Below are 19,837 nucleotides of genomic sequence, written 5' to 3' on the forward strand. Positions count from 1 at the left end.
TCCACTTTTTACAATATTATCCCTCTTTCAACATTTCCCGGGAAATAACGACATTATTCAACTAGGGGTATTTAATATTTTAATAAACCTTTTAAATGCTTCTTTCTCTTTAAAAACTCCTGCGTCTTCCAATACCTTTGTAAATTTCTGGCCGAGTTCCCTTTGTATAATCATACCTGCCTGTTCAGAATTTGAGCAGATACCATAATTCTGTCTAATCTGCTCTGCCCATTCTTGATGATAGGCCTCTATATTAGATGGCTCTCCACATAAAAAATGCTGGATTTCGATAAGCTCATCTTTTAAACGCGGAGGTAATACGGCAAGACCCATCACTTCAATTAAACCTATATTTTCCTTCTTAATATGATGAACATCTTTATGAGGATGAAAAATGCCCAGAGGGTGCTCGTCTGAAGTCCGGTTATTACGCAGAACAAGATCAAGCTCATAGCTGTTATCCCGCATTCTTGCAATTGGTGTAATGGTGTTATGAGGTATGTCCTCAGAAAAAGCTCGAATGCCGGCTTGTTTATCATCATAATATTTCCATGTTTGCAGGATGTGATTTGCCAGAGACAGCAGAGCTTTTTTATTTTTGCTATGCAGACGGATAACGGACAATGGCCAGTTTAAAATGGATGCAGTTACATCAGAATAACGCTGCAGATCAATTAAAAAGACAGTCTCGGCATTTGTCATGGTAAATTCATAATTTCCCGCCTGATAATGATCATGGCTTAGAATCGAACCGCCAACAATCGGTAAATCAGCATTGGAGCCAATAAAATAATGTGGGAACTTTTCTGTGAAAGTAACAAGCCTTTCAAATGTATCCTGATTAATTTTCATATCCCGGTGCTTTTCAGATAATACGATACTATGCTCATTGTAATAAACATAGGGGGAGTATTGAAAATACCAGTTTTCATCGCCTAAAGGAACCTTCACTAAACGGTGATTAGCCCGGGCAGGATAACCGACTCTGCCCTTGTAGCCTTCATTTTCCACACATAATAAACATTTTGGATAAGAAATGGATTGCTTCATTTGCCTTTCCCGTTTTAATTGTTCAGGGTCTTTTTCCGGTTTGGACAAATTAATGGTTATATCGAGCTTGCCGTAAGCTGTTTCTGCTTTAAAGTGGATATTTTTCTTAATCCGGTTCATCTGTATATAATTACTGTTCTTACTTAAGTTGTAAAAATAATCGGTTGCTGCTTTCGGAGATGCTTCATATTTTTTATAAAAGGCTGCTTGTATTTCAGAAGGACGGGCAACGAAGCAATTCATTATATTTGCAGCAAATATCTCTTTTTCATCAAAAATGTCTTCAATCAGCTGCTGTTCTACAGCGTAGGCTAGGACTTCTTCTAATAGATTAGGGATAGTATCCTGTAACGCTTCTGGCATTTCTTCGGGTATGGATTCTAGATTTAATAAAGCAATAACCTGATTACGCACATAAATTTGATCAGCGGATTCGATTAACCCATTTTTTGTGGATTGCTGGATAAGCCCTTCGATGATGGAGTAAATCATTTTATATTTCCTCTTCCACTGTATCCATGTGGATTTGCACTATGCCAATTCCATGCATCCCGTATCATTTTTTCAATAGATGTGCGGGATGGATTCCATTCGAGTATGCTTTTTGCTTTTTCAGAGCTGGCAATAAGCATGGCAGGATCACCTGCCCGGCGTCCACTCATTTTTTCAGTGATATCGATCCCTGTGACAGATCTTGCTGCGGCAATCACTTCTTTTACTGAAAATCCTTGACTGCTCCCTAAGTTAAAGATATCGCTCTTTTCATGATTGTCTAAGTACTCCAAGGCTAGCAAATGCGCCTCGATAAGGTCCTCCACATGGATATAATCTCGGATACATGTACCATCCGCTGTTTCATAATCATCACCAAAAATAGAAATATGTTCTCTCTGCCCCAGAGCCGTTTGTAAAATAATAGGTATCAAATGTGTCTCTGGAGTATGGTCCTCACCAATCTCAGCTGTTTCTCTGGCGCCGGCAACATTAAAATAGCGAAGAGAAATATAATTTAAATCATGCGCCTGTGCTGTCCACTTCATGAGCTTCTCCATGATGAGCTTAGTTTCACCGTAGGTATTTGCAGGAAGACAGTCCATTTCTTCTGTAATTGGCATGGATGCTGCTTCACCGTAGGTTGCAGCACTGGAAGAGAAGACGATTTTTTTCACGTTATGCTCTATCATCACCTTCAATAAGATTTGTGTACCGTACACATTATTATCAAAATACTTTAGCGGATTTTCCATCGATTCTCCAACTAAGGAGTTTGCAGCAAAATGAAGGACAGCATCAATCGATTCCTTGGCAAATACTTCACGAAGAAAAGAGATATTGCGTATATCTCCTTGATAAAAGATAGCCTTTGGGTGAACAGCTTCGGGATGACCGGTTTCCAAATTATCGACAACAATAACCTGTTTTCCTTGGTCAATTAACTGATACACTGCATGGGAACCAATATAACCAGCTCCGCCTAAAACTAAAATACTCATAGGATTTCTCCTTCCATAATTTCTTTCGCTCCATCCGCAATGGAAGCAAGATAGAATGTAGCGTCATAGCCAATGATGTTTTGATAGATTTGATTAACGTCCTGCTTAAAATTATCAACAAAATCCTGATGGATAATCGCAATAGCACAGCCGCCAAAACCGGCCCCTGTCATACGGGCGCCGATAACACCTTCCTGCTCCCAGGCAGCATGCACAATTGTATCCAGTTCAAGACCAGTCACTTCATAATCATTCTGCAGAGAACGATGTGACTCATTCATCAATGCTCCAAAAGCGGGCAAATCACCTTTATGCAGCTCTTCGAAAGCCTGCAGGGTGCGTGCGTTTTCATAGACAGCATGCTTGGCTCGTTTTTGATGGATTTTATTCGTAATAGCGTATTTGTTATCTTCAAACTGTTCTGGCGATAATTCGCCGAAACTCTGGATAGGGAGCCTTTTTTGAAGCTCTGCTAATGCTTCTCTGCATTCAGCGAATCGTTCATTATACTTAGAGCCTGCCAGGGTCCGCTGTTTATTCGTGTTGATAATGATAATAGTATAATCCTGTAATGTAATAGGTGCATACTGATAATTCAGGGTCTGACAGTCTAACAGCATTGCATTATCTTTTTTTCCCATGCCAATAGCAAATTGATCCATGATTCCGCTGTTGACACCAATGTATTTATTTTCGACTCTCTGGCCGATTTGAATCATTTCTATGCGGTCAATCTCTAAATGAAAAAGCCCTTCTAATAAAACACCGGTTGCTAATTCAATAGATGCTGAAGAGGAGAGGCCTGCACCATTAGGGATATTGCCATAAAATAAAATATCCGCACCAGTGTCAACTGCATATCCTTGATCCATAATATATTGAATCATTCCCTTGGGATAATTTGCCCAGGCATGTTTCTGTTGAAAAGAAAGCTCATTCCGTGTGCATTCAATGATACCATTTTCTGAGAAATTTAATGAGTAAAATCGAAATGTATTATCTGTGCGTTTTCTTCCGAGAGCATACGTACCAAGTGAGATAGATGCCGGGAATACATGCCCGCCATTGTAATCAGTATGCTCACCAATAAGATTGATACGTCCTGGAGCAAAGAATTTTCTCGGTACATCCGATGTATTAAACGTTTTTTGGAATAGTTTTGTTAAATTTGTCATCGGGACCTCCTTATTATTTAAAGTAAGCGGTTTATATCTATTCATATTTTATTGATGTGACAACAAAAGATATAAAATACTACAAAATTCTAAAAATAAATTATGTTATTTTATTAATTTAATTAATTAAGTTTTATTTTACAATTGATTGATTATTTCTGCAAGAGGATTTTGTTAAAACTGGCAGGTGATAATTAAATGAAGGAAATAAGCAATATGACCAATCAAATAATAACGGAAAGTCAGACTAGACAGCCTGTATTCTGCACATTAAGATGAAGGATAGAGATACTTTTCGATCAAGTCTTTATATTAGAAGGGATGAAGCAAAGTGAAGCAAATAATTGAAAATGATTGGTTAAAAGTTGAAATAGACAGTCAAGGTGCGGAAATACGGGCGGTAGAGCATAAGAAGAATAAAATGAATTATATGTGGACAGGTGACAGCGCATATTGGGGACGCGTTTCACCAGTACTATTTCCGATTGTCGGCCGCTTGAAAGGGGATCGATATCAGCTTGACGGAAACACCTATGAGATGTCACAGCATGGTTTCTTAAGAGATGCTGATTTTGAGCTGAGCACACATTCTGCGGAGCACGCTTCATTTGAAACAGCTTCTAATGGACGCTTTAAGAATATCTATCCATATGAATTTAGAGCGTTTATCACCTATACACTGAATCAGAATTCTCTTTCCGTTGACTGAAAAATTGAAAATCAAAATAATGAAGAGATGTACTTCTCTATTGGCGCACATCCTGCTTTTCGAATTCCGCTTTTAGAAGATGAAGAGTTAGAGGACTACCACTTGAAATTTACACCTGCGCCACATAAAGAAGTCATGGAATATGAATTGGAAAATGCACTGGTTCATGAGAAGGGAATCCGCACTAATTTGCCGGATATCCAGGTGCAGCCGGAGCTGTTCGCAAAGGATGCGATGATTTACAGTCATATAGATCGAATCGAACTTGTTTCTGCAAAATCAAAGCATGGTATAGAGATAGGGTTTGCTGACTTTCCTTTTGTAGGAATCTGGTCTAAATATAATGAAGAAAACAATAGTATGGCACCATTTGTTTGTATCGAGCCTTGGTACGGTGTTGCTGATACACATGATACAACAGGAAATTTAAAAGAAAAGTATGGCATTAATCAATTAGAAGCAGGCGGTATTTTCCAAAAGCTATATACAATGACGTTTAAATGATTATGAAGGACAGTACTCTTCTGATAATTACTGCAATTCCAGTCTGAAAGTGTTATACTATTTAGAAATAATATGGCATAATTAAAAGGGGGATTTGGAAATTGAATACAAAATACCTTGATTTATTAGCGGAGAAATATGATAGCGAAGAGAAGGTAGTTACAGAGATTATCAATTTAGAGTCAATTTTAGATTTGCCAAAGGGAACGGAGCATTTTGTAAGTGATTTACACGGGGAGTACCAAGCTTTTCAGCATGTACTCCGAAATGGCTCCGGCAAGGTGAGAGAAAAGATAAATGATATTTTTAAAGACATCTTATCAGAAGAAGATATTAATGACTTTGCAGCGCTTGTTTATTATCCGGAAGATAAACTGAAGCTTATTAAACATCAATTTAATTCCAAGCAGGCGTTAGATGAATGGTACGCAGAGAAAATTCATCATATGATTCATTTAATTTCCTATGCTTCCTCCAAGTATACACGTTCAAAGCTGCGTAAAGCCCTGCCGGAGCAGTTTGTCTATATTATTGAAGAGCTTCTGTATAAGACGGATGAATATACGAATAAAAAGCCATATTATGAAAAAATTGTTCAAAAAATTATCTCGCTTGGTCAGGCAGAGAAGCTGATTATTGGCTTATCCTATACAACACAGCAACTTGTCGTCGATCATCTGCATGTTGTTGGAGATATCTATGACCGTGGACCGGAGCCGGATAAAATTATGGAAACGCTGATCAGGTATCATTCAATCGATATTCAATGGGGCAACCATGATGTGCTGTGGATTGGTGCGTATGCAGGCTCCAAGGTTTGCCTTGCCAATATAATTCGAATCTGTGCCCGCTATGATAATTTAGATATTATAGAAGATGCTTATGGAATTAATTTACGCCCATTACTTAACCTGGCAGAAAAATATTATGGAGATAATCCTGCCTTCCGTCCTAAAAAACATTCCGATCAGAATATTACGGATCAGGAAAAACTGCAGATTACAAAGATACATCAGGCAATAGCCATGATCCAATTTAAGCTGGAAAGTCCAATTATTAAACGGCGTTCCTTCTTTAATATGGAAGAAAGACTGGTATTAGAGAAAACAGATTACGAGAAACAGGAAATCACGGTATACGGGAAAACGTATACGCTGGAAAACACATGTTTTTCTACTGTTGACCCGGCTGATCCAGCAAAGCTGTTACCGGAGGAAGAGGAAGTTATTGACAAGCTTCTGCTCTCCGTACAGCAATCAGAGAAGCTGAAAAGGCATATGAACTTCTTAATGAAAAAAGGGAGTCTGTATCTGAAATATAATGGAAATCTATTAATTCATGGCTGCATTCCTGTTGATGAAAATGGGAATATGGAGCAAATGGAGATTGAAGGACAAGCATACAAAGGGAGAGAATTGCTTGATAAATTTGAGTCCTATTTGCGTCATGCTTTTGCGCATAAAGAATTGACTGATGATTTAGCAACGGATATGGTGTGGTATTTATGGACAGGGGAATATTCCTCACTCTTTGGGAAACGGGCTATGACCACTTTTGAGCGTTATTTTATTTCGGATAAGGTATCTCATAAAGAAGAAAAGAATCCCTACTATTATTTACGTGAAAATGAGGAAATGTGCCGGAAGATGCTGGAGGAATTTGAACTGGACCCAAGCCAGGGACATATTATTAATGGACATACTCCGGTAAAAGAAATAGATGGTGAGAATCCAATCAAAGCAAATGGGAAAATGATTGTTATTGACGGCGGGTTTTCAAAAGCCTATCAATCTACAACTGGTATTGCCGGCTACACCTTACTATATAATTCATTTGGAATGCAGCTCGTTGCCCATCAGCATTTTAATTCAAAAGAAGATGTTGTATTAAACGGGGCGGATGTTTTATCTGTGCGGCGAGTGGTAGATAAAGAGCTGGAACGGAAAAAGGTCAGGGAAACCAATATCGGAGCTAAGCTGCAGGAAGAAATTGAAATGCTGAATCAGCTGATGGAATATCGTTATATGAATTGAACTGGGTTAAGACCGGGCTGTCTGAATGGATTCATTTAGATTGCCTGGTCTTTGTGTTAAAAAGAGTCAGGATAATTTTTTCCTTTGAAAAAGGATGAAACTGATATATAATAAACCTAACAAACTTATATGGAATTTATTTTGGTTCATTTACAATGCTGTGAATGATTAAAAAGGAATCAGGTGAAAATCCTGAACGGTCCGGCCACTGTAAATGGTAGGTTCACTCTATATTGCCACTGGGTATTTCCGGGAAGGCAGAGTGGATAACAGCCATGAGTCAGGAGACTTGCCAAAGTAATATGCACAGCTGCCTTCTGGGAAAAGGAGATGCATACTGGTAATTCAATGAACATAAATTGAATTCTATTTGCTGCTCTCAACTTAAGACAGGTGAGGGTTTTTTAATGTGTATAGAGCGAGAAGTGCTATGTACAGCATTTATTGCCGCTACTTACTTTGGTTTGTGCGAAACCAAAAGTTTGTTAAGCATTCGGGAGCCTTGCAATGCAGCAGGCTGAAAAAGCCTTACATGGATCGTGGGGCTGCATCGTTACGCAGAAGTAACCAGCTCGGACAGAGGTAATTACAAAGAGGTAATACCTTCCATGCTGGAAGATTCGCTCCAAAGAAGTGGTGAACCTTCCAGCTTCTAAATTAAAATTGACAAGGTTAACAGATTAATAGTACACTACAGGTAACACAAAGACGTGTAGTTTTAAAAGCAGAGGAGCTTTGCAGAATGATAAATTCTGTAGAGCTTCTCTGCCTTTTTTATGCCAAAAAATGAGGAGGAGTTTTCTTGAAAAAGGTGGCTTTTCAAACGGATATTTACTACGGGAAGAACGCTTTGGATTATTTGAAAACAGTTAGTGCTAAACGGATTTTCATTGTTGTGGATCCCTTTTTAAAAGAAACAGAGATTTTGGAGAAAATAGAAGGGTATCTTTCAGAAGGAGATAATGTGTGGCGGTTATTTACGGATGTTGTGCCTGATCCGCCGATAGAGAATGTTACTGCCGGTGTAGAGGCAATGAAGGATTTTGAGCCTGATTTTGTCATTGCCATTGGCGGAGGATCGGCAATGGATGCGGCAAAAGCGATGAAGGATATCGCCAGGAAGGTATATTCTATTGACCAGCTCCCGCTTCTTGCTATTCCAACAACAAGCGGCACAGGGTCGGAAGTAACCTCCTATTCTGTTATAACGGATCAAAATAAAGGAGTAAAGTACCCGTTAACAGCAGATTCTCTTATTCCGGAGACGACTATTTTAGATGTAGAGCTTGTGAAAACTGTCCCTAAACCGATTGTGGCTGATACAGGGATGGATGCCTTAACACATGCTGTAGAGGCTTATGTTGCGAAAAATGCCAATGATTTTTCAGATGCCATGGCGGAGAAGGCCATTCGTCTGTTGTTTGATTATTTGCCAAAATCCTATCAAAATGAACAGGACGAAGAAGCAAAGGAAAAAGTTCATCATGCTTCTACATTGGCTGGTTTTGCATTTAATACGGCCGGTTTAGGGATCAATCATAGTATTGCTCATGCCAGCGGGGCAAGGTTTCATGTTCCACATGGCCGTCTGAATGCTATTTTACTCCCGCACGTCATTGCTTTTAATGCAGGTATCCATCAAAATCACCATCAGTATATAACTCCGGCAGCAGAAAGATATGCAATGCTTGCCCGGTTATTGAACCTTCCTGCAGCAAATCATGCCAGCGGAGTAAGAAGCCTTATTAAAGAAATAGAGAAGCTCCGGAAAAAGTTAGACATTCCTGCCAATTTAAAAGAATATCAATTGGAATACAATGATGAGATAGAAAGAGAAATTGCAGAGGCTTCATTAAACGACAGCTGCACAAATATGAACCCTGTTAAACCGGCCCCTCAGGATATCACAGCTATTTTAAAAAAGATAAGATAATTATGCGGATTGACTTCAGTGTAAAAGAGGCTTGCAAGAAAGTGCTTTCAAATATATAATGGTTGTAGAAGCACAATGGCGTGCATAATTAATCAAATGAATGAAGTTAGTTGATGATAAAAGCAAAGGGGCTTTGGAAAAGAATGTATCTTTTTCATGTCCCTTTTTTGCATTTTTTACGGCTGAAGTCTTATTAAATTCTTCAATAATCAATAATCAACAATGAATTATACTGTTTAAGGAGTATGGATATGAATGAAAAAATTGTGATAGTCGATGATGAACCTATTACAAAGATGGATTTGCAGGAGCTTTTGGAAGAAGCCGGGTACAATGTAGTAGGACAGGCTTCCGATGGATTTGAAGCAATTGATGTTTGTCAGGAACAACGTCCAGATCTCGTTATCATGGATATAAAAATGCCTGTACTGGATGGACTCAAGGCCAGTAAGAAGATCATGTATGACAAGATTGCCGGAGGTATATTGCTGCTTACTGCTTTTTACGATGAAGCATTTGTGAAAAAAGCAAGAGAAATGGGGGCTCTTGGATATTTAGTGAAGCCGCTGGATGAAAAATCATTTATTCCGACAGTGGAAATGTGCTTATCACGGGCAGAAAAGATCCAGTCCCTGGAAAAGCAGGTGCAGGAAGTATCTCAAAAGCTGGAAGACCGGAAGATTATTGATATAGCAAAGGGTTTATTAATGAAAGAGAGAAATCTGGATGAGCAGGAGGCTTATAAGCTTCTCCGGAAAATGAGTATGGATGGAAGGAAGTCCATCAGTGAAGTTGCAAGGACGATAGCTATTGTTTATGAATAAACAAATAGATAAAATTATGGAATTATGCAAGAAGTATACAGAAATGACAGATAAAGAGATTGAAATTATTTATCAGAAAGCGCATGCTCTGGATGAACTGGCAACTATTTTTGATTGTGATATTTTTATAGATGTTCCTCTGAAGAACAGTACTGCCTCCATCGTTATTTATCATGTTCTTCCTGTATCGAAGGAATCACTCTATGAGCAATCTCCTGTAGGCCAGCCGGCGATGAAGATGAATGAACCGGGGGTCTGGAAGGTTTCACGGGCTGGTGGAAAGCTGAAAGGATATAAAGCGTTCACACAGGAAAATGTGTTTATCCGGCAAAATATATATGCCATTGAATATCAGGACAAGATTCTTGGAACATATATTATGGAAACGCCTTTTCATGAAGTGCAGAAGGATGGAACAGAAGAACAAAATGATTATATGGTTATGACTGCCCGATTAAACAACTATATTGATGATGCTATCTATTTTTTTGACTCATCCAGCAGGCTAATTTTTCAAAATGAGAAAGCAGATAGTATTTTAAAAGACAGTTTACAGGAGGAAGTTTATTATAATCAATTGTTTGGCAATCAAATTCCTTATAGTGATCTGGTCTTAAATGATAAAAAAGCATTTATGAAGGAAATTGAGCTCGATGATAAATTTTATATGATGAAGCGGATTATTCTCGAGGATGATAAGCTGGAATTTGCGATTATTCTAAGGGATATTACGCAATTGAAAAACAAAGAAGCTGAAATTATTTCCAAGACAGAGGCAATTCGGGAAACGCATCACCGCATAAAAAATAATTTGCAGACAATGGCTTCTCTTTTGCGGATGGAGAAAAGAAGAAGTGAGAATGAAGAAATTAAGCATATTTTATCAGACAATATGAATCGGGTAATGTCTATTGCTGCTACGCACGATATTTTAGCAAGACAGCTCGGTGATAAAGTAGAGTTAAGCGAAGTAATTAAATTTATTGTGAATAATATGCATCGGAGCTATATGCTTTTAAACAACCTTGAATTAAGTCTTGATGCAGAGGAATCTATTATTGTCAGAAGTGAAATCGCCACATCTGTTTCTCTTATTGTGAATGAACTCGTACAAAACAGTTATAACCATGCTTTCATAGGGAAAAGCAATGGGAAGCTGAAGGTTTCTTTGAAAAAACAAGATGACACAGTATTTATCACCGTTGCAGATAATGGTATAGGCTTTTCAATCGATGAAATTAAAAAGAATAGCCTGGGGTTAGTTATCGTTCAAAATTATGTGAAAGACAAGTTGAAAGGAACGATTCAATTTAATCGCCAGAAAAAGGGTATGGAAGTTACCTTTCAATTTAAACAGACACTGTACAATGATGTATAAGTGAATCCGAAAGCAAAGAAGCTTAAGGTATAAATGGGATTGCTATGTGCAATTTTTTATACTTTAAGCTTCTTTGCTTTTTTATATCCTTTAAAAGCTTAACAGAAGGGAGGAGGAGAAAATGGCTGAAAATGTTTTAAGTGTCGGGATTGATATTGGGACTTCGACCACACAGCTTGTATTCTCGCATCTGAAGATTGAGAACACAGCTTCTGCTTTTAATGTCCCACGCATTGTGATTGTTGATAAGAAGGTTGTATATAAGAGTGACATTATCGATACCCCGCTTTTGGAAGGAAAGCGGATTGATCAATCCCGCATCGAGCAGTTTGTAGCGAGTGAGTATCAAAAAGCAGGTATTGCCAAAGAAAGCATTCAAACGGGCGCTGTCATTATTACTGGAGAGACTGCCAGAAAAGAAAATGCAGAAGAGGTTTTACAGGGCTTGAGCGGATATGCTGGAGATTTTGTTGTTGCAACTGCCGGGCCGGACTTAGAAAGTGTTATTGCAGCGAAAGGAGCCGGACTTCACCGGTATTCCAAAGAACACGCCGGGAAGCTCGTCAATCTGGATGTCGGCGGCGGAACAAGCAATATGGCTGTGATGCAACGGGGAGAAATAGTAGAAACCGGCTGCTTAGATATCGGTGGCAGACTTGTCAAGGTAAATAAGGAAACAAAAAAAATTGAATATATTTCAGAAAAAATCCAGGCCTTAATTAAAGAAAATGGATGGCCCATTTATGTAGGAGAAAAAGCAACAGAAAATTTATTTAAACCGCTGATTGAGCGTATGGTACATCTGTTGGAGGAGAGCGTAGGCATCCGGCCGCAGACAGAGGCCTTTAGCAAAATAGTGACACATAGAGGAATTCAATACAAAGAGGATATTTCACATATTTCATTTACGGGAGGTGTTGCAGAGGCAATCTATTGGCCAGTTGAAGGCGATGTGTTCAAGTTTGGGGATATTGGCATTTTACTGGGAGCAGCAATCAGTGAATCTGCATTAACGAAGCGCTTAACGCTGGTAGAACCAAAAGAATTAATTCGGGCAACAGTTGTTGGAGCTGGATCACATACGACAGAAATTAGCGGAAGCACTATTCATTATTCTCAAAACCAATTTCCGATTAAAAATATCCCGGTTGTAAAAATTCCTGATAAAGAGATGGCCCAATTTCATTCCATCGCAGCTTATACAGATGAAAACTTAAGCAGATTCCAATTGGAGGAAGAGAAACAGCGTGTGGCAATATCTTTTTCAGGCAGGGAAATATCGAGTTTTAAAAATATCACAAGAGCGGCAGAAGAAATTATAAAGGGTTCCAGAAGTTATCTGAATTTAGGACTTCCGCTCATTGTTATTGTAGAGAAGGATATTGGAAAAGTGCTTGGCCAGACGCTCTATACAATGCTTGGGCAAGATATTGAAATCATTTGTATTGATAGTGTTTTTGTAGAAGATGGCGATTATATTGACATTGGCCATCCGCTTGCAGAAGGGAGTGTATTGCCGGTAGTAATTAAAACACTCGTATTTAATTAAGCTATTTTGCAAATTTCGAGAGGAGGATATGCATGATTTTGAGTACAGTATTATTCGGAAGAACCTATCAATTTAAATCAATCAACGAAGTAATGGCGAAAGCAAACGAAGAAAAATCAGGGGATGTGATGGCCGGGATTGCAGCAGAATCCGCAGAAGAGCGTGTCGCTGCCAAAGTCGTTTTAGCAAATTTAACATTGGAGGATTTGCGGAACAACCCTGCTATCCCTTATGAGCAGGATGAGGTTACAAGGATTATTCAAGATAGTTTGAATGAGAAAATCTATGATTCTATTAAGCGTTGGACTGTACAGGAGCTCCGTGAGAAAATTCTTGATTATAATACATCAGGAAATGATATCAGGAGAATTTCAAGAGGGCTGACCTCAGAAATGGTGGCAGCAGTAACCAAGCTGATGTCCAATTTAGATTTGATTACAGCAGGAAATAAAATAACTGTTACAGCACATTGTAATACGACAATTGGATTAGAAGGAACCTTATCAGCGAGATTACAGCCAAACCATCCATCTGATAATGAAGACGGAATTGTAGCATCCATTTTAGAAGGCCTTGCATATGGATCTGGCGACGCTGTGGTTGGATTGAATCCGGTCGATGATACGCTTGAAAGTGTGAAGCGGATGTTCCATCGTCTGGAAGAAGTGAAAAATAAGTATGCAATTCCTACTCAGAATAGTGTGCTTGCCCATGTAACAACACAGATGCAGGCTATTCGGGAGGGCGCACCTGCTGATTTAATCTTCCAATCTATTGCCGGCTCTGAAAAAGGAAATACAGCTTTTGGAATAAGCGGCGAACTAATTGCGGAGGCAAGAGAGCTTGCTTTGCGTGAAGGAACAGCAGCCGGACCAAATGTCATGTATTTTGAAACTGGACAGGGAGCTGAACTATCCTCTAACGCCCACCATGGTGTGGACCAGCTCACTTTGGAAGCCAGATGCTATGGGTTTGGCAAAACCTATGAGCCTTTCCTGGTGAATACAGTTGTAGGATTCATTGGACCGGAATATTTATACGATTCTAAGCAGGTTATCCGGGCTGGATTAGAGGACCATTTTATGGGTAAGCTTTCCGGGCTTCCGATGGGCGTGGATGTTTGTTATACCAACCATATGAAAGCAGATCAGGATGATATGGAGATTTTAAGTACACTGCTTGCCCAGGCTGGAGTTAATTTCTTAATCACTGCTCCTCATGGCGATGATGTCATGTTGAACTATCAAAGTCTTGGCTATCATGAAATTCAGACATTGCGGGAATTGCTGCAGCTGAAACCAATTAAGGAATTTGAAGAGTGGCTTCGAAAAATGGATGTTATTGATTTATCCGGCAGATTAACGAAGCAGGCAGGAGACGCATCATTATTCTTAGTGTAAGGAGGAGAAAGGATGGTTACAGATACAGAATTAAAAACGCTGATTGAAAAGATTGTCCTGGAAATGGCGGGAGAAAGCAAAGCTTCTGAGGAGCATACACCAAAATCAAAGCAAACAGATAGTACAAATCATGCTGTCAGTGAGGAAGTGCTGCCTGATATATCAGAAATACTGATTAAGAAAGAACTTCTTGTACCGAATCCGGCAGATGAAGAAGGATATTTGGATATGAAGGATAAAACGCCTGCACGATTGGGAGTATGGCGGAGCGGCGCACGCTATATGACCTCCAGCGCATTAAGATTTAAAGCAGATCACGCTGCTGCTCAGGATGCTGTGTTCTCTTATGTCAGTGAGGATTTTGTCAAAGAAAATAATCTATTTCCTGTTGCAACTGTCTGTCAGGATAAGGATGAGTACGTAACCCGGCCTGACTTAGGAAGGCAATTCTCTGATGAGGAGAAAGAAAAAATAAAAGCGCATTGCGGTAACCCTAAAGTACAAATTGTTGTAGGAGACGGCTTGAGCTCGGCTTCCATCGAAGCAAATCTGGAAAATACTTTGCCAGCTATCAAACAGGGCCTGAATCTGCATGGTATTGACGCCACGAATGATTTATTTATAAAGCATTGCCGTGTGCCGGCGATGGATGTCATTGGTGAATTAACAGGAGCTGACGTTGTCTGTCTGCTTGTCGGTGAGCGTCCCGGTCTGGTTACAGCAGAATCAATGAGTGCTTACATCGCATATAAACCGACTGTCGACATGCCGGAAGCAAGACGTACTGTTATATCGAATATCCACGAGGGCGGTACACCTCCAGTTGAAGCGGGAGCACATATCGCGGAATTAATTAAAAAAATGATTGATAAAAAGGCTTCAGGTCTTGATTTGAATAAGGCCTAAGAGATTTTAAAGAAATAATGAATATGTTGCTGGACGATAAAGCTTAGAAAGGGAGGGTTTACCATGAAGGATGATGCAATTTATGCACAGGTTCTGGGCGTGAAGCTGATTTCAAATGTGGATGCGCATTTAGCAGAAGAATTAAAACTACTGCCCAACCAGCGGAGCATCGGGATTCTGACAGGAGATATTGATGATGTTGTCTACACAGCATTAGATGAAGCGACAAAGAAAGCAGATGTAGAGGTGGTTTATGCAGAATCAATGTATGCCGGTGCGGACAATGCAACCACAAAATTAACCGGAGAGGTTATTGGTATTCTGGCAGGCTATAATCCGGAAGAAGTAAGAAGCGGATTAGATGCAGCAATTTCCTATATTGAGAATGATGCTTATTTTGTCAGCGCCAATGAGGATGATTCTATTCCTTATTTTGCGCACTTAGTATCAAGGACTGGAACATTTCTTTCCAAGCAGGCAAATATAACGGAAGGGGAAGCAATCGCTTATTTAATTGCTCCGCCATTGGAAGCTGTTTATGCGTTGGATATGGCGTTGAAGTCAGCAGATGTGAGGCTGGCTGCATTCTTTGGTCCACCATCTGAAACAAACTTTGGAGGGGCCTTACTAACCGGAAGTCAATCTGCCTGTCATGCTGCCTGTGAAGCATTTGCACGCGCAGTAAATGATGTGGCAGATAATCCAAAAGGATATTAGGTGAGATAAATGGAAGCATTAGGATTAATTGAAACGAGAGGATTATTGAGCTCTATTGTAGCAGCAGACGCAGCGGTAAAGGCGGCAAATGTGAAGCTCCTGGATGCAGAAATTATCAAGGGCGGGCTTGTTACAGTTCAGCTGCTTGGAGATGTTGCGGCTGTTCAGGCGGCAGTGGAAGCTGGTGAAAATGCAATTACATCACTTCAAACATTGATTTCCGTCCATGTTATTCCGAGAATGCATCATGAAACCAGCGTTTTGCTAAAAAAGCTTCCATTACAGGAAGCAGCCCCTGCCAAGCTGGAAGTTGAGATACAGCCCAGCCCTGAAGCTGAAAACAAACCAGGTATAGATACAAAACCTGATTATTCCACCCCGGGATGGAAACTGGAAAATCTGGAAAAAATGACAGTGCTTCAATTAAGGCAGCTGGCCAGAGCAAATGATATCACCCTGCTGGATCAAGCAAAAAATATAAAATATGCAAGAAAGAGTGAGTTAGTCCAGGCAATACTTGCAAAAGACAGTAATGAAAAGAAAGAAAAATAGGTTAATTACTTAAAGGAGGAATTTATAATGCAAAATGCAAATGCGTTAGGAATGGTAGAAACAAAAGGATTAGTCGGGGCTATTGAAGCAGCTGATGCAATGGTAAAGGCAGCAAATGTTACGTTAGTTGGCAAAGAACAGATTGGTGCAGGGCTGGTAACTGTACTTGTCAGAGGAGATGTGGGAGCAGTAAAAGCAGCAACAGATGCTGGAGCAGCAGCTGCTGACCGTGTAGGGGAGTTATTATCCGTCCATGTTATTCCACGTCCGCATACTGAGGTTAGTGCAATCCTTCCAAAGCAATTTGATGAAGCTTAAAATCTGGAAGTAGCGGAGCTTTAGAATTGAGGTGATTGATTTGGACGAGCTACTTGTAAAAACGATCGAAGAAGCAGTAAAGAAGGAAATGCTGAACCAGTCTTTAGTTGAAATAGAAGCCTCTGGCAGGCATGTACATTTAAGCAGAGAAGCTGTCGATTATTTATTTGGTGCAGACTATCAATTAACAAAGGCTAAAGAATTATCACAGCCGGGTCAGTACGCATGTAAGGAAAGAATTACAATCAAAGGACCTAAGGGAAATCTTGAAAATGTAGTGATTTTAGGACCTGAAAGAAGCTCCTCCCAGGTTGAAGTGTCTAAAACAGATGCAGTTGTTTTAGGAGGGAATATCCCGGTGAGAGAAAGCGGGGATATTGACGGAACACCAGGGGTAACACTTGTCTATGGAGATAAGGAATTGCAGCTGGATAAAGGGCTTATCGTCGCTAAACGGCATATTCATGTAGCTTTGCATGATGCTGCGAAACTCCAGGTAGAGCATAAAGAAATCGTACAGGTAAAGGTGTTTGGGGAACGGTCACTTATATTTGATGATGTTGTTATACGTGTTCATCCCAACTATCAGACTTATATGCATATTGATTTTGATGAAGCAAATTCCTGTGGGTTCCAGCAGGGAGCACTCGGCAAGATTATTAAAAAGAATGCGGAGGAAGCATCTTCAAATATAGAAAAGGCTGATAAACCTCTAGAAAGCTGTCATGCATCTGGAAATGACACGGAATTTATAGAGAAGCGGGTCATTACAGAAAGAGATTTACAAAAGCTGCTGATGCAGAAAAAGAAGAAGGTTCTGATTCCGCAAAATAGTATTGCTACGCCGCTGGCTATGGACTACGCAAAAAAGCATAAATTAAAAATTCAACGATGTGAGGAGAATGAGGAATGATCATCGGCGATGTGATGGGCTCTGTATGGGCAACACGAAAAGATGAAAAGCTGAACGGGCTGAAGCTGTTAATTGTCAAACCAACATATAATGATGATTTATCCTCTACCTTTGTTGCTGCGGATTTAGCGGGTGCTGGTGTTGGAGATACCGTATTAGTAACGAGAGGAAGCAGTGCGAGGTCTGCTTTTGGAAAAGAAAGACTGCCCATCGATTCCGTAATTGTAGGCGTGGTTGATTCAATTGATATGGTTCAAAAAGAATAGAAAATCACATGAGTTGAGGGGGAAGAGGTATGGGCATAAATGAGATTGTAATTTATATTATGGTCATTTTCATGGTAGTCGGTGCCATAGATAAGATATTTAAAAATAAACTCGGACTCGGAGATAAATTTGATGAGGGTATTATGGCAATGGGTGCCTTGGCACTTGCGATGGTCGGTATTATTGTCATGGCTCCTGTCCTTGCGAATGTGCTGAGCCCTGTTATTGTTCCAATTTATACGGCGCTTGGTGCAGATCCGGCTATGTTTGCCGGAAGTTTATTAGCTATTGATATGGGAGGCCTGCAGTTGGCTCAAGAGCTGGGACAGAGTCAGGATGCAGCTATGTTCTCTGGTATTATTCTTGGAGCAATGATGGGGGCGACAATTGTATTCTCTATCCCTGTATCCTTAGGAATTATTAAAAAGGAAGATCAGCGTTATCTTGCTACCGGTATGCTGGCAGGCTTTATTGCAATTCCTTTTGGAGCAATTGTTGGTGGATTAGTAGCAGGGTATTCCTTTTCCATGGTTATTATGAATTTAATTCCTATCTTTATCCTGGCAGCCCTCGTTATTTTGGGACTTTGGAAAATACCAAATCAGATGATTAAAGGCTTTACGATTTTTGGTTATGGCGTGGTAGTAGTTGCAACAGCAGGCTTGGCAATCGGTATTATTGATGTTCTGACAGGTTTTACCGTTATACCTGGAATTGCTCCTTTAGGAGAAGGGATAGAGGTAGTTGGAAGTATTGCGATTGTGCTGGCCGGAGCCTTTGTTATGGTAGAAGTAATCACCCGTGTGTTTAAGAAGCCGCTGATGAACATGGGAAAAATGCTCGGTATGAATGATGTTGCTGCAGCTGGTATGGTTGCAACACTGGCTAATAATATTGCCATGTTTAATTTGATGAAGGATATGGATAATCGTGGAAAAGTAATTAACGTAGCATTCTCTGTACCAGCAGCCTTCGTACTCGGAGACCATCTGGGATTTGCTGCAGGAGTAGCACGAGAAATGATTTTTCCAATGATTATTGGAAAGTTCGCCGGAGGGATTATCGCAATTGTAATCGCAATTGTGATTGCAAATGCTATTTTAGGAAAAAGCGAAGAGAAAGAAACCAAGCTTACAAAAGCTACCTGAGAAATATGAAAAGCAGCTTTCCTATTCCGGGAAATGTAAAAAAGGGAAGGAAAGAAGGAGTGCATATGGAAGAGAAAAAAAGGTTTATTCAAGAATTTGTACCTGGAAAACAAGTAACTCTGAGCCATTTAATAGCTAATCCTGTTGAGGATATGTTCGATAAATTAGGCGTGCAGCAGGCTGGAGCATTAGGGATACTAACGCTGACACCGAGCGAGACAGTTATTATAGCCGGCGATCGTGCCACGAAAGCTGCAAATGTGGATATCGGGTTTCTTGACCGGTTTACTGGGAGCCTAGTGATTGTAGGCAGTGTTTCCGAGGTGGAGACAGCACTGCATGATGTAAATCAATTTTTGGCAGATATTTTAAGCTACACACCTGCAGAAATTACTAAATCTTAAAAAGGGAGGGGGGTAAATGCCATTGAAAAATCGAGCCATGATTCTTGGCGGAATAGATGCTGGAAAGACGACGTTAAAGGAAGTGCTTTTTGGTAGAGAGAGACAGCCGAAAAAAATAAAAACACAGTCTTTGATTTATGAGGATTGGATTGTCGATACTCCCGGGGAATATACAGAAAACCCCTTGCATTACCGGAGTATTATGGCAACCTCCCTTGAGATTACACTTGTGTTATTTGTGCAGGATGCAACCAATGAAAAAACAATTTTTGCACCCGGGTTCAGTCTAGGAATTAATAAACTGCCGATCGGTGTTGTTACAAAAGCAGATGCAAGTGAAGCCAATATAGAACAAGCAATCAGCTTATTAAAAAAGGCAATTGTCAAAGGGCCGATTGTTATCACATCTGCCTATACAGGGGAAGGTATAGATATCATTCCTGCTCTTGTCAGATGTCAGTCATTGGACGAAATGAAAGCATATGCTGCCAGCCATCAATCTGAGAATCTTATCTTCCATGAAAATGCTAAAGTCCGGAGACAGCAGAGCAGGAAGGAGGAATGA

19 protein-coding genes, 1 pseudogene and 1 riboswitch are annotated in these 19,837 nt (G+C 39.9%); of the genes and pseudogenes, 17 read left to right on the forward strand and 3 right to left on the reverse strand.

The window, feature by feature from the left end; translation table 11 throughout:
• Positions 1–57 precede the first annotated feature (57 nt).
• The 3 genes from galT to MKY30_RS09965 are packed head-to-tail and all read right to left on the reverse strand — an operon-like array spanning position 58 to position 3,718.
• Positions 58–1,542: a UDP-glucose--hexose-1-phosphate uridylyltransferase gene (gene galT, locus MKY30_RS09955; protein ID WP_341083763.1), complete on the reverse strand. Its 1,485-nt coding sequence runs from the start codon at positions 1,540–1,542 to the stop codon at positions 58–60.
• Positions 1,539–2,543, reverse strand: a complete 1,005-nt coding sequence (gene galE / locus MKY30_RS09960; protein WP_341083764.1) for a UDP-glucose 4-epimerase GalE — start codon at positions 2,541–2,543, stop codon at positions 1,539–1,541. Before galE ends, galT begins: the two co-directional genes overlap by 4 nt.
• Positions 2,540–3,718 carry a galactokinase gene (locus tag MKY30_RS09965; RefSeq protein WP_077604713.1) on the reverse strand — a complete coding sequence of 393 codons (1,179 nt, stop codon included), beginning with the start codon at positions 3,716–3,718 and terminating at the stop codon, positions 2,540–2,542. The genes galE and MKY30_RS09965 overlap by 4 nt, the downstream gene beginning before the upstream one ends.
• A gap of 331 nt (positions 3,719–4,049) precedes the next feature.
• On the opposite strand from MKY30_RS09965, the gene MKY30_RS09970 reads away from it, so the two are divergent.
• From MKY30_RS09970 to MKY30_RS10050, 17 genes and pseudogenes are all read left to right on the forward strand, one after another.
• The gene (locus tag MKY30_RS09970; RefSeq protein ID WP_341083766.1) at positions 4,050–4,427 is read left to right on the forward strand and encodes an aldose epimerase family protein; all 378 of its coding nucleotides are present in this window, start codon (positions 4,050–4,052) and stop codon (positions 4,425–4,427) included.
• 27 nt (positions 4,428–4,454) lie between these two features.
• Positions 4,455–4,931: a hypothetical protein gene (locus MKY30_RS09975; protein ID WP_341083767.1), complete on the forward strand. Its 477-nt coding sequence runs from the start codon at positions 4,455–4,457 to the stop codon at positions 4,929–4,931.
• Between the two features lie 101 nt (positions 4,932–5,032).
• Positions 5,033–6,964: a fructose-1,6-bisphosphatase gene (locus tag MKY30_RS09980; RefSeq protein WP_260051826.1), complete on the forward strand. Its 1,932-nt coding sequence runs from the start codon at positions 5,033–5,035 to the stop codon at positions 6,962–6,964.
• Positions 6,965–7,089: 125 nt separating this feature from the next.
• A riboswitch (cobalamin riboswitch) is annotated at positions 7,090–7,275 on the forward strand.
• Positions 7,276–7,766: 491 nt separating this feature from the next.
• The gene (locus MKY30_RS09985) at positions 7,767–8,897 is read left to right on the forward strand and encodes a 1-propanol dehydrogenase PduQ (protein ID WP_341083769.1); all 1,131 of its coding nucleotides are present in this window, start codon (positions 7,767–7,769) and stop codon (positions 8,895–8,897) included.
• Between the two features lie 251 nt (positions 8,898–9,148).
• Positions 9,149–9,721: a response regulator gene (locus tag MKY30_RS09990; protein WP_156985787.1), complete on the forward strand. Its 573-nt coding sequence runs from the start codon at positions 9,149–9,151 to the stop codon at positions 9,719–9,721.
• Entirely contained in the window at positions 9,714–11,099 is a 1,386-nt protein-coding gene (locus MKY30_RS09995) for a histidine kinase N-terminal domain-containing protein (protein WP_147209354.1), read from the forward strand. Before MKY30_RS09990 ends, MKY30_RS09995 begins: the two co-directional genes overlap by 8 nt.
• 121 nt (positions 11,100–11,220) lie before the next feature.
• Complete coding sequence (eutA, locus tag MKY30_RS10000) at positions 11,221–12,648, forward strand: ethanolamine ammonia-lyase reactivating factor EutA (RefSeq protein ID WP_341083770.1); 1,428 nt, start codon at positions 11,221–11,223, stop codon at positions 12,646–12,648.
• 32 nt (positions 12,649–12,680) lie between these two features.
• A complete protein-coding gene (locus tag MKY30_RS10005) occupies positions 12,681–14,048 on the forward strand; it encodes an ethanolamine ammonia-lyase subunit EutB (RefSeq protein ID WP_147209357.1) in 1,368 nt (455 codons plus the stop codon).
• A 12-nt stretch (positions 14,049–14,060) separates the two neighbouring features.
• On the forward strand, positions 14,061–14,954 hold the full coding sequence (gene eutC / locus MKY30_RS10010) for an ethanolamine ammonia-lyase subunit EutC (protein ID WP_341083772.1): 894 nt from the start codon (positions 14,061–14,063) through the stop codon (positions 14,952–14,954).
• Between the two features lie 63 nt (positions 14,955–15,017).
• A complete protein-coding gene (gene eutL / locus MKY30_RS10015; protein WP_339284531.1) occupies positions 15,018–15,671 on the forward strand; it encodes an ethanolamine utilization microcompartment protein EutL in 654 nt (217 codons plus the stop codon).
• A gap of 9 nt (positions 15,672–15,680) precedes the next feature.
• Positions 15,681–16,223: a BMC domain-containing protein gene (locus tag MKY30_RS10020; protein WP_341083773.1), complete on the forward strand. Its 543-nt coding sequence runs from the start codon at positions 15,681–15,683 to the stop codon at positions 16,221–16,223.
• A gap of 27 nt (positions 16,224–16,250) precedes the next feature.
• Positions 16,251–16,541, forward strand: coding sequence for a propanediol utilization microcompartment protein PduA (gene pduA / locus MKY30_RS10025; protein ID WP_077604702.1), 291 nt, complete (start codon positions 16,251–16,253; stop codon positions 16,539–16,541).
• Between the two features lie 40 nt (positions 16,542–16,581).
• Positions 16,582–17,208, forward strand: a pseudogene (eutD, locus tag MKY30_RS10030) (ethanolamine utilization phosphate acetyltransferase EutD); the annotation flags it as partial.
• A 242-nt stretch (positions 17,209–17,450) separates the two neighbouring features.
• Complete coding sequence (locus tag MKY30_RS10035; protein ID WP_077604700.1) at positions 17,451–17,720, forward strand: EutN/CcmL family microcompartment protein; 270 nt, start codon at positions 17,451–17,453, stop codon at positions 17,718–17,720.
• Between the two features lie 29 nt (positions 17,721–17,749).
• A complete protein-coding gene (gene eutH / locus MKY30_RS10040) occupies positions 17,750–18,868 on the forward strand; it encodes an ethanolamine utilization protein EutH (protein ID WP_339284534.1) in 1,119 nt (372 codons plus the stop codon).
• A gap of 65 nt (positions 18,869–18,933) precedes the next feature.
• Positions 18,934–19,272 (forward strand): ethanolamine utilization microcompartment protein EutS, encoded by a 339-nt coding sequence (eutS, locus tag MKY30_RS10045; RefSeq protein WP_077605184.1) that lies wholly within the window; start codon positions 18,934–18,936, stop codon positions 19,270–19,272.
• A gap of 16 nt (positions 19,273–19,288) precedes the next feature.
• Entirely contained in the window at positions 19,289–19,837 is a 549-nt protein-coding gene (locus MKY30_RS10050; RefSeq protein WP_341083779.1) for a EutP/PduV family microcompartment system protein, read from the forward strand.

This window comes from Oceanobacillus sp. FSL W8-0428 (assembly GCF_038004405.1).
Classification (GTDB): Bacteria; Bacillota; Bacilli; order Bacillales; family Amphibacillaceae; genus Oceanobacillus; species Oceanobacillus sojae.

Bases quoted from the DNA above. Each gene is read 5' to 3' on its own strand.
- galT (WP_341083763.1), bottom strand. From the start codon at position 1,542: ATGATTTACTCCATCATCGAAGGGCTTATCCAGCAATCCACAAAAAAT.
- galE (WP_341083764.1), bottom strand. From the start codon at position 2,543: ATGAGTATTTTAGTTTTAGGCGGAGCTGGTTATATTGGTTCCCATGCA.
- MKY30_RS09965 (WP_077604713.1), bottom strand. From the start codon at position 3,718: ATGACAAATTTAACAAAACTATTCCAAAAAACGTTTAATACATCGGAT.
- MKY30_RS09975 (WP_341083767.1), top strand. From the start codon at position 4,455: ATGTACTTCTCTATTGGCGCACATCCTGCTTTTCGAATTCCGCTTTTA.
- MKY30_RS09990 (WP_156985787.1), top strand. From the start codon at position 9,149: ATGAATGAAAAAATTGTGATAGTCGATGATGAACCTATTACAAAGATG.
- MKY30_RS09995 (WP_147209354.1), top strand. From the start codon at position 9,714: ATGAATAAACAAATAGATAAAATTATGGAATTATGCAAGAAGTATACA.
- eutA (WP_341083770.1), top strand. From the start codon at position 11,221: ATGGCTGAAAATGTTTTAAGTGTCGGGATTGATATTGGGACTTCGACC.
- MKY30_RS10005 (WP_147209357.1), top strand. From the start codon at position 12,681: ATGATTTTGAGTACAGTATTATTCGGAAGAACCTATCAATTTAAATCA.
- eutC (WP_341083772.1), top strand. From the start codon at position 14,061: ATGGTTACAGATACAGAATTAAAAACGCTGATTGAAAAGATTGTCCTG.
- eutL (WP_339284531.1), top strand. From the start codon at position 15,018: ATGAAGGATGATGCAATTTATGCACAGGTTCTGGGCGTGAAGCTGATT.
- MKY30_RS10020 (WP_341083773.1), top strand. From the start codon at position 15,681: ATGGAAGCATTAGGATTAATTGAAACGAGAGGATTATTGAGCTCTATT.
- pduA (WP_077604702.1), top strand. From the start codon at position 16,251: ATGCAAAATGCAAATGCGTTAGGAATGGTAGAAACAAAAGGATTAGTC.
- MKY30_RS10035 (WP_077604700.1), top strand. From the start codon at position 17,451: ATGATCATCGGCGATGTGATGGGCTCTGTATGGGCAACACGAAAAGAT.
- eutH (WP_339284534.1), top strand. From the start codon at position 17,750: ATGGGCATAAATGAGATTGTAATTTATATTATGGTCATTTTCATGGTA.
- eutS (WP_077605184.1), top strand. From the start codon at position 18,934: ATGGAAGAGAAAAAAAGGTTTATTCAAGAATTTGTACCTGGAAAACAA.
- MKY30_RS10050 (WP_341083779.1), top strand. From the start codon at position 19,289: ATGCCATTGAAAAATCGAGCCATGATTCTTGGCGGAATAGATGCTGGA.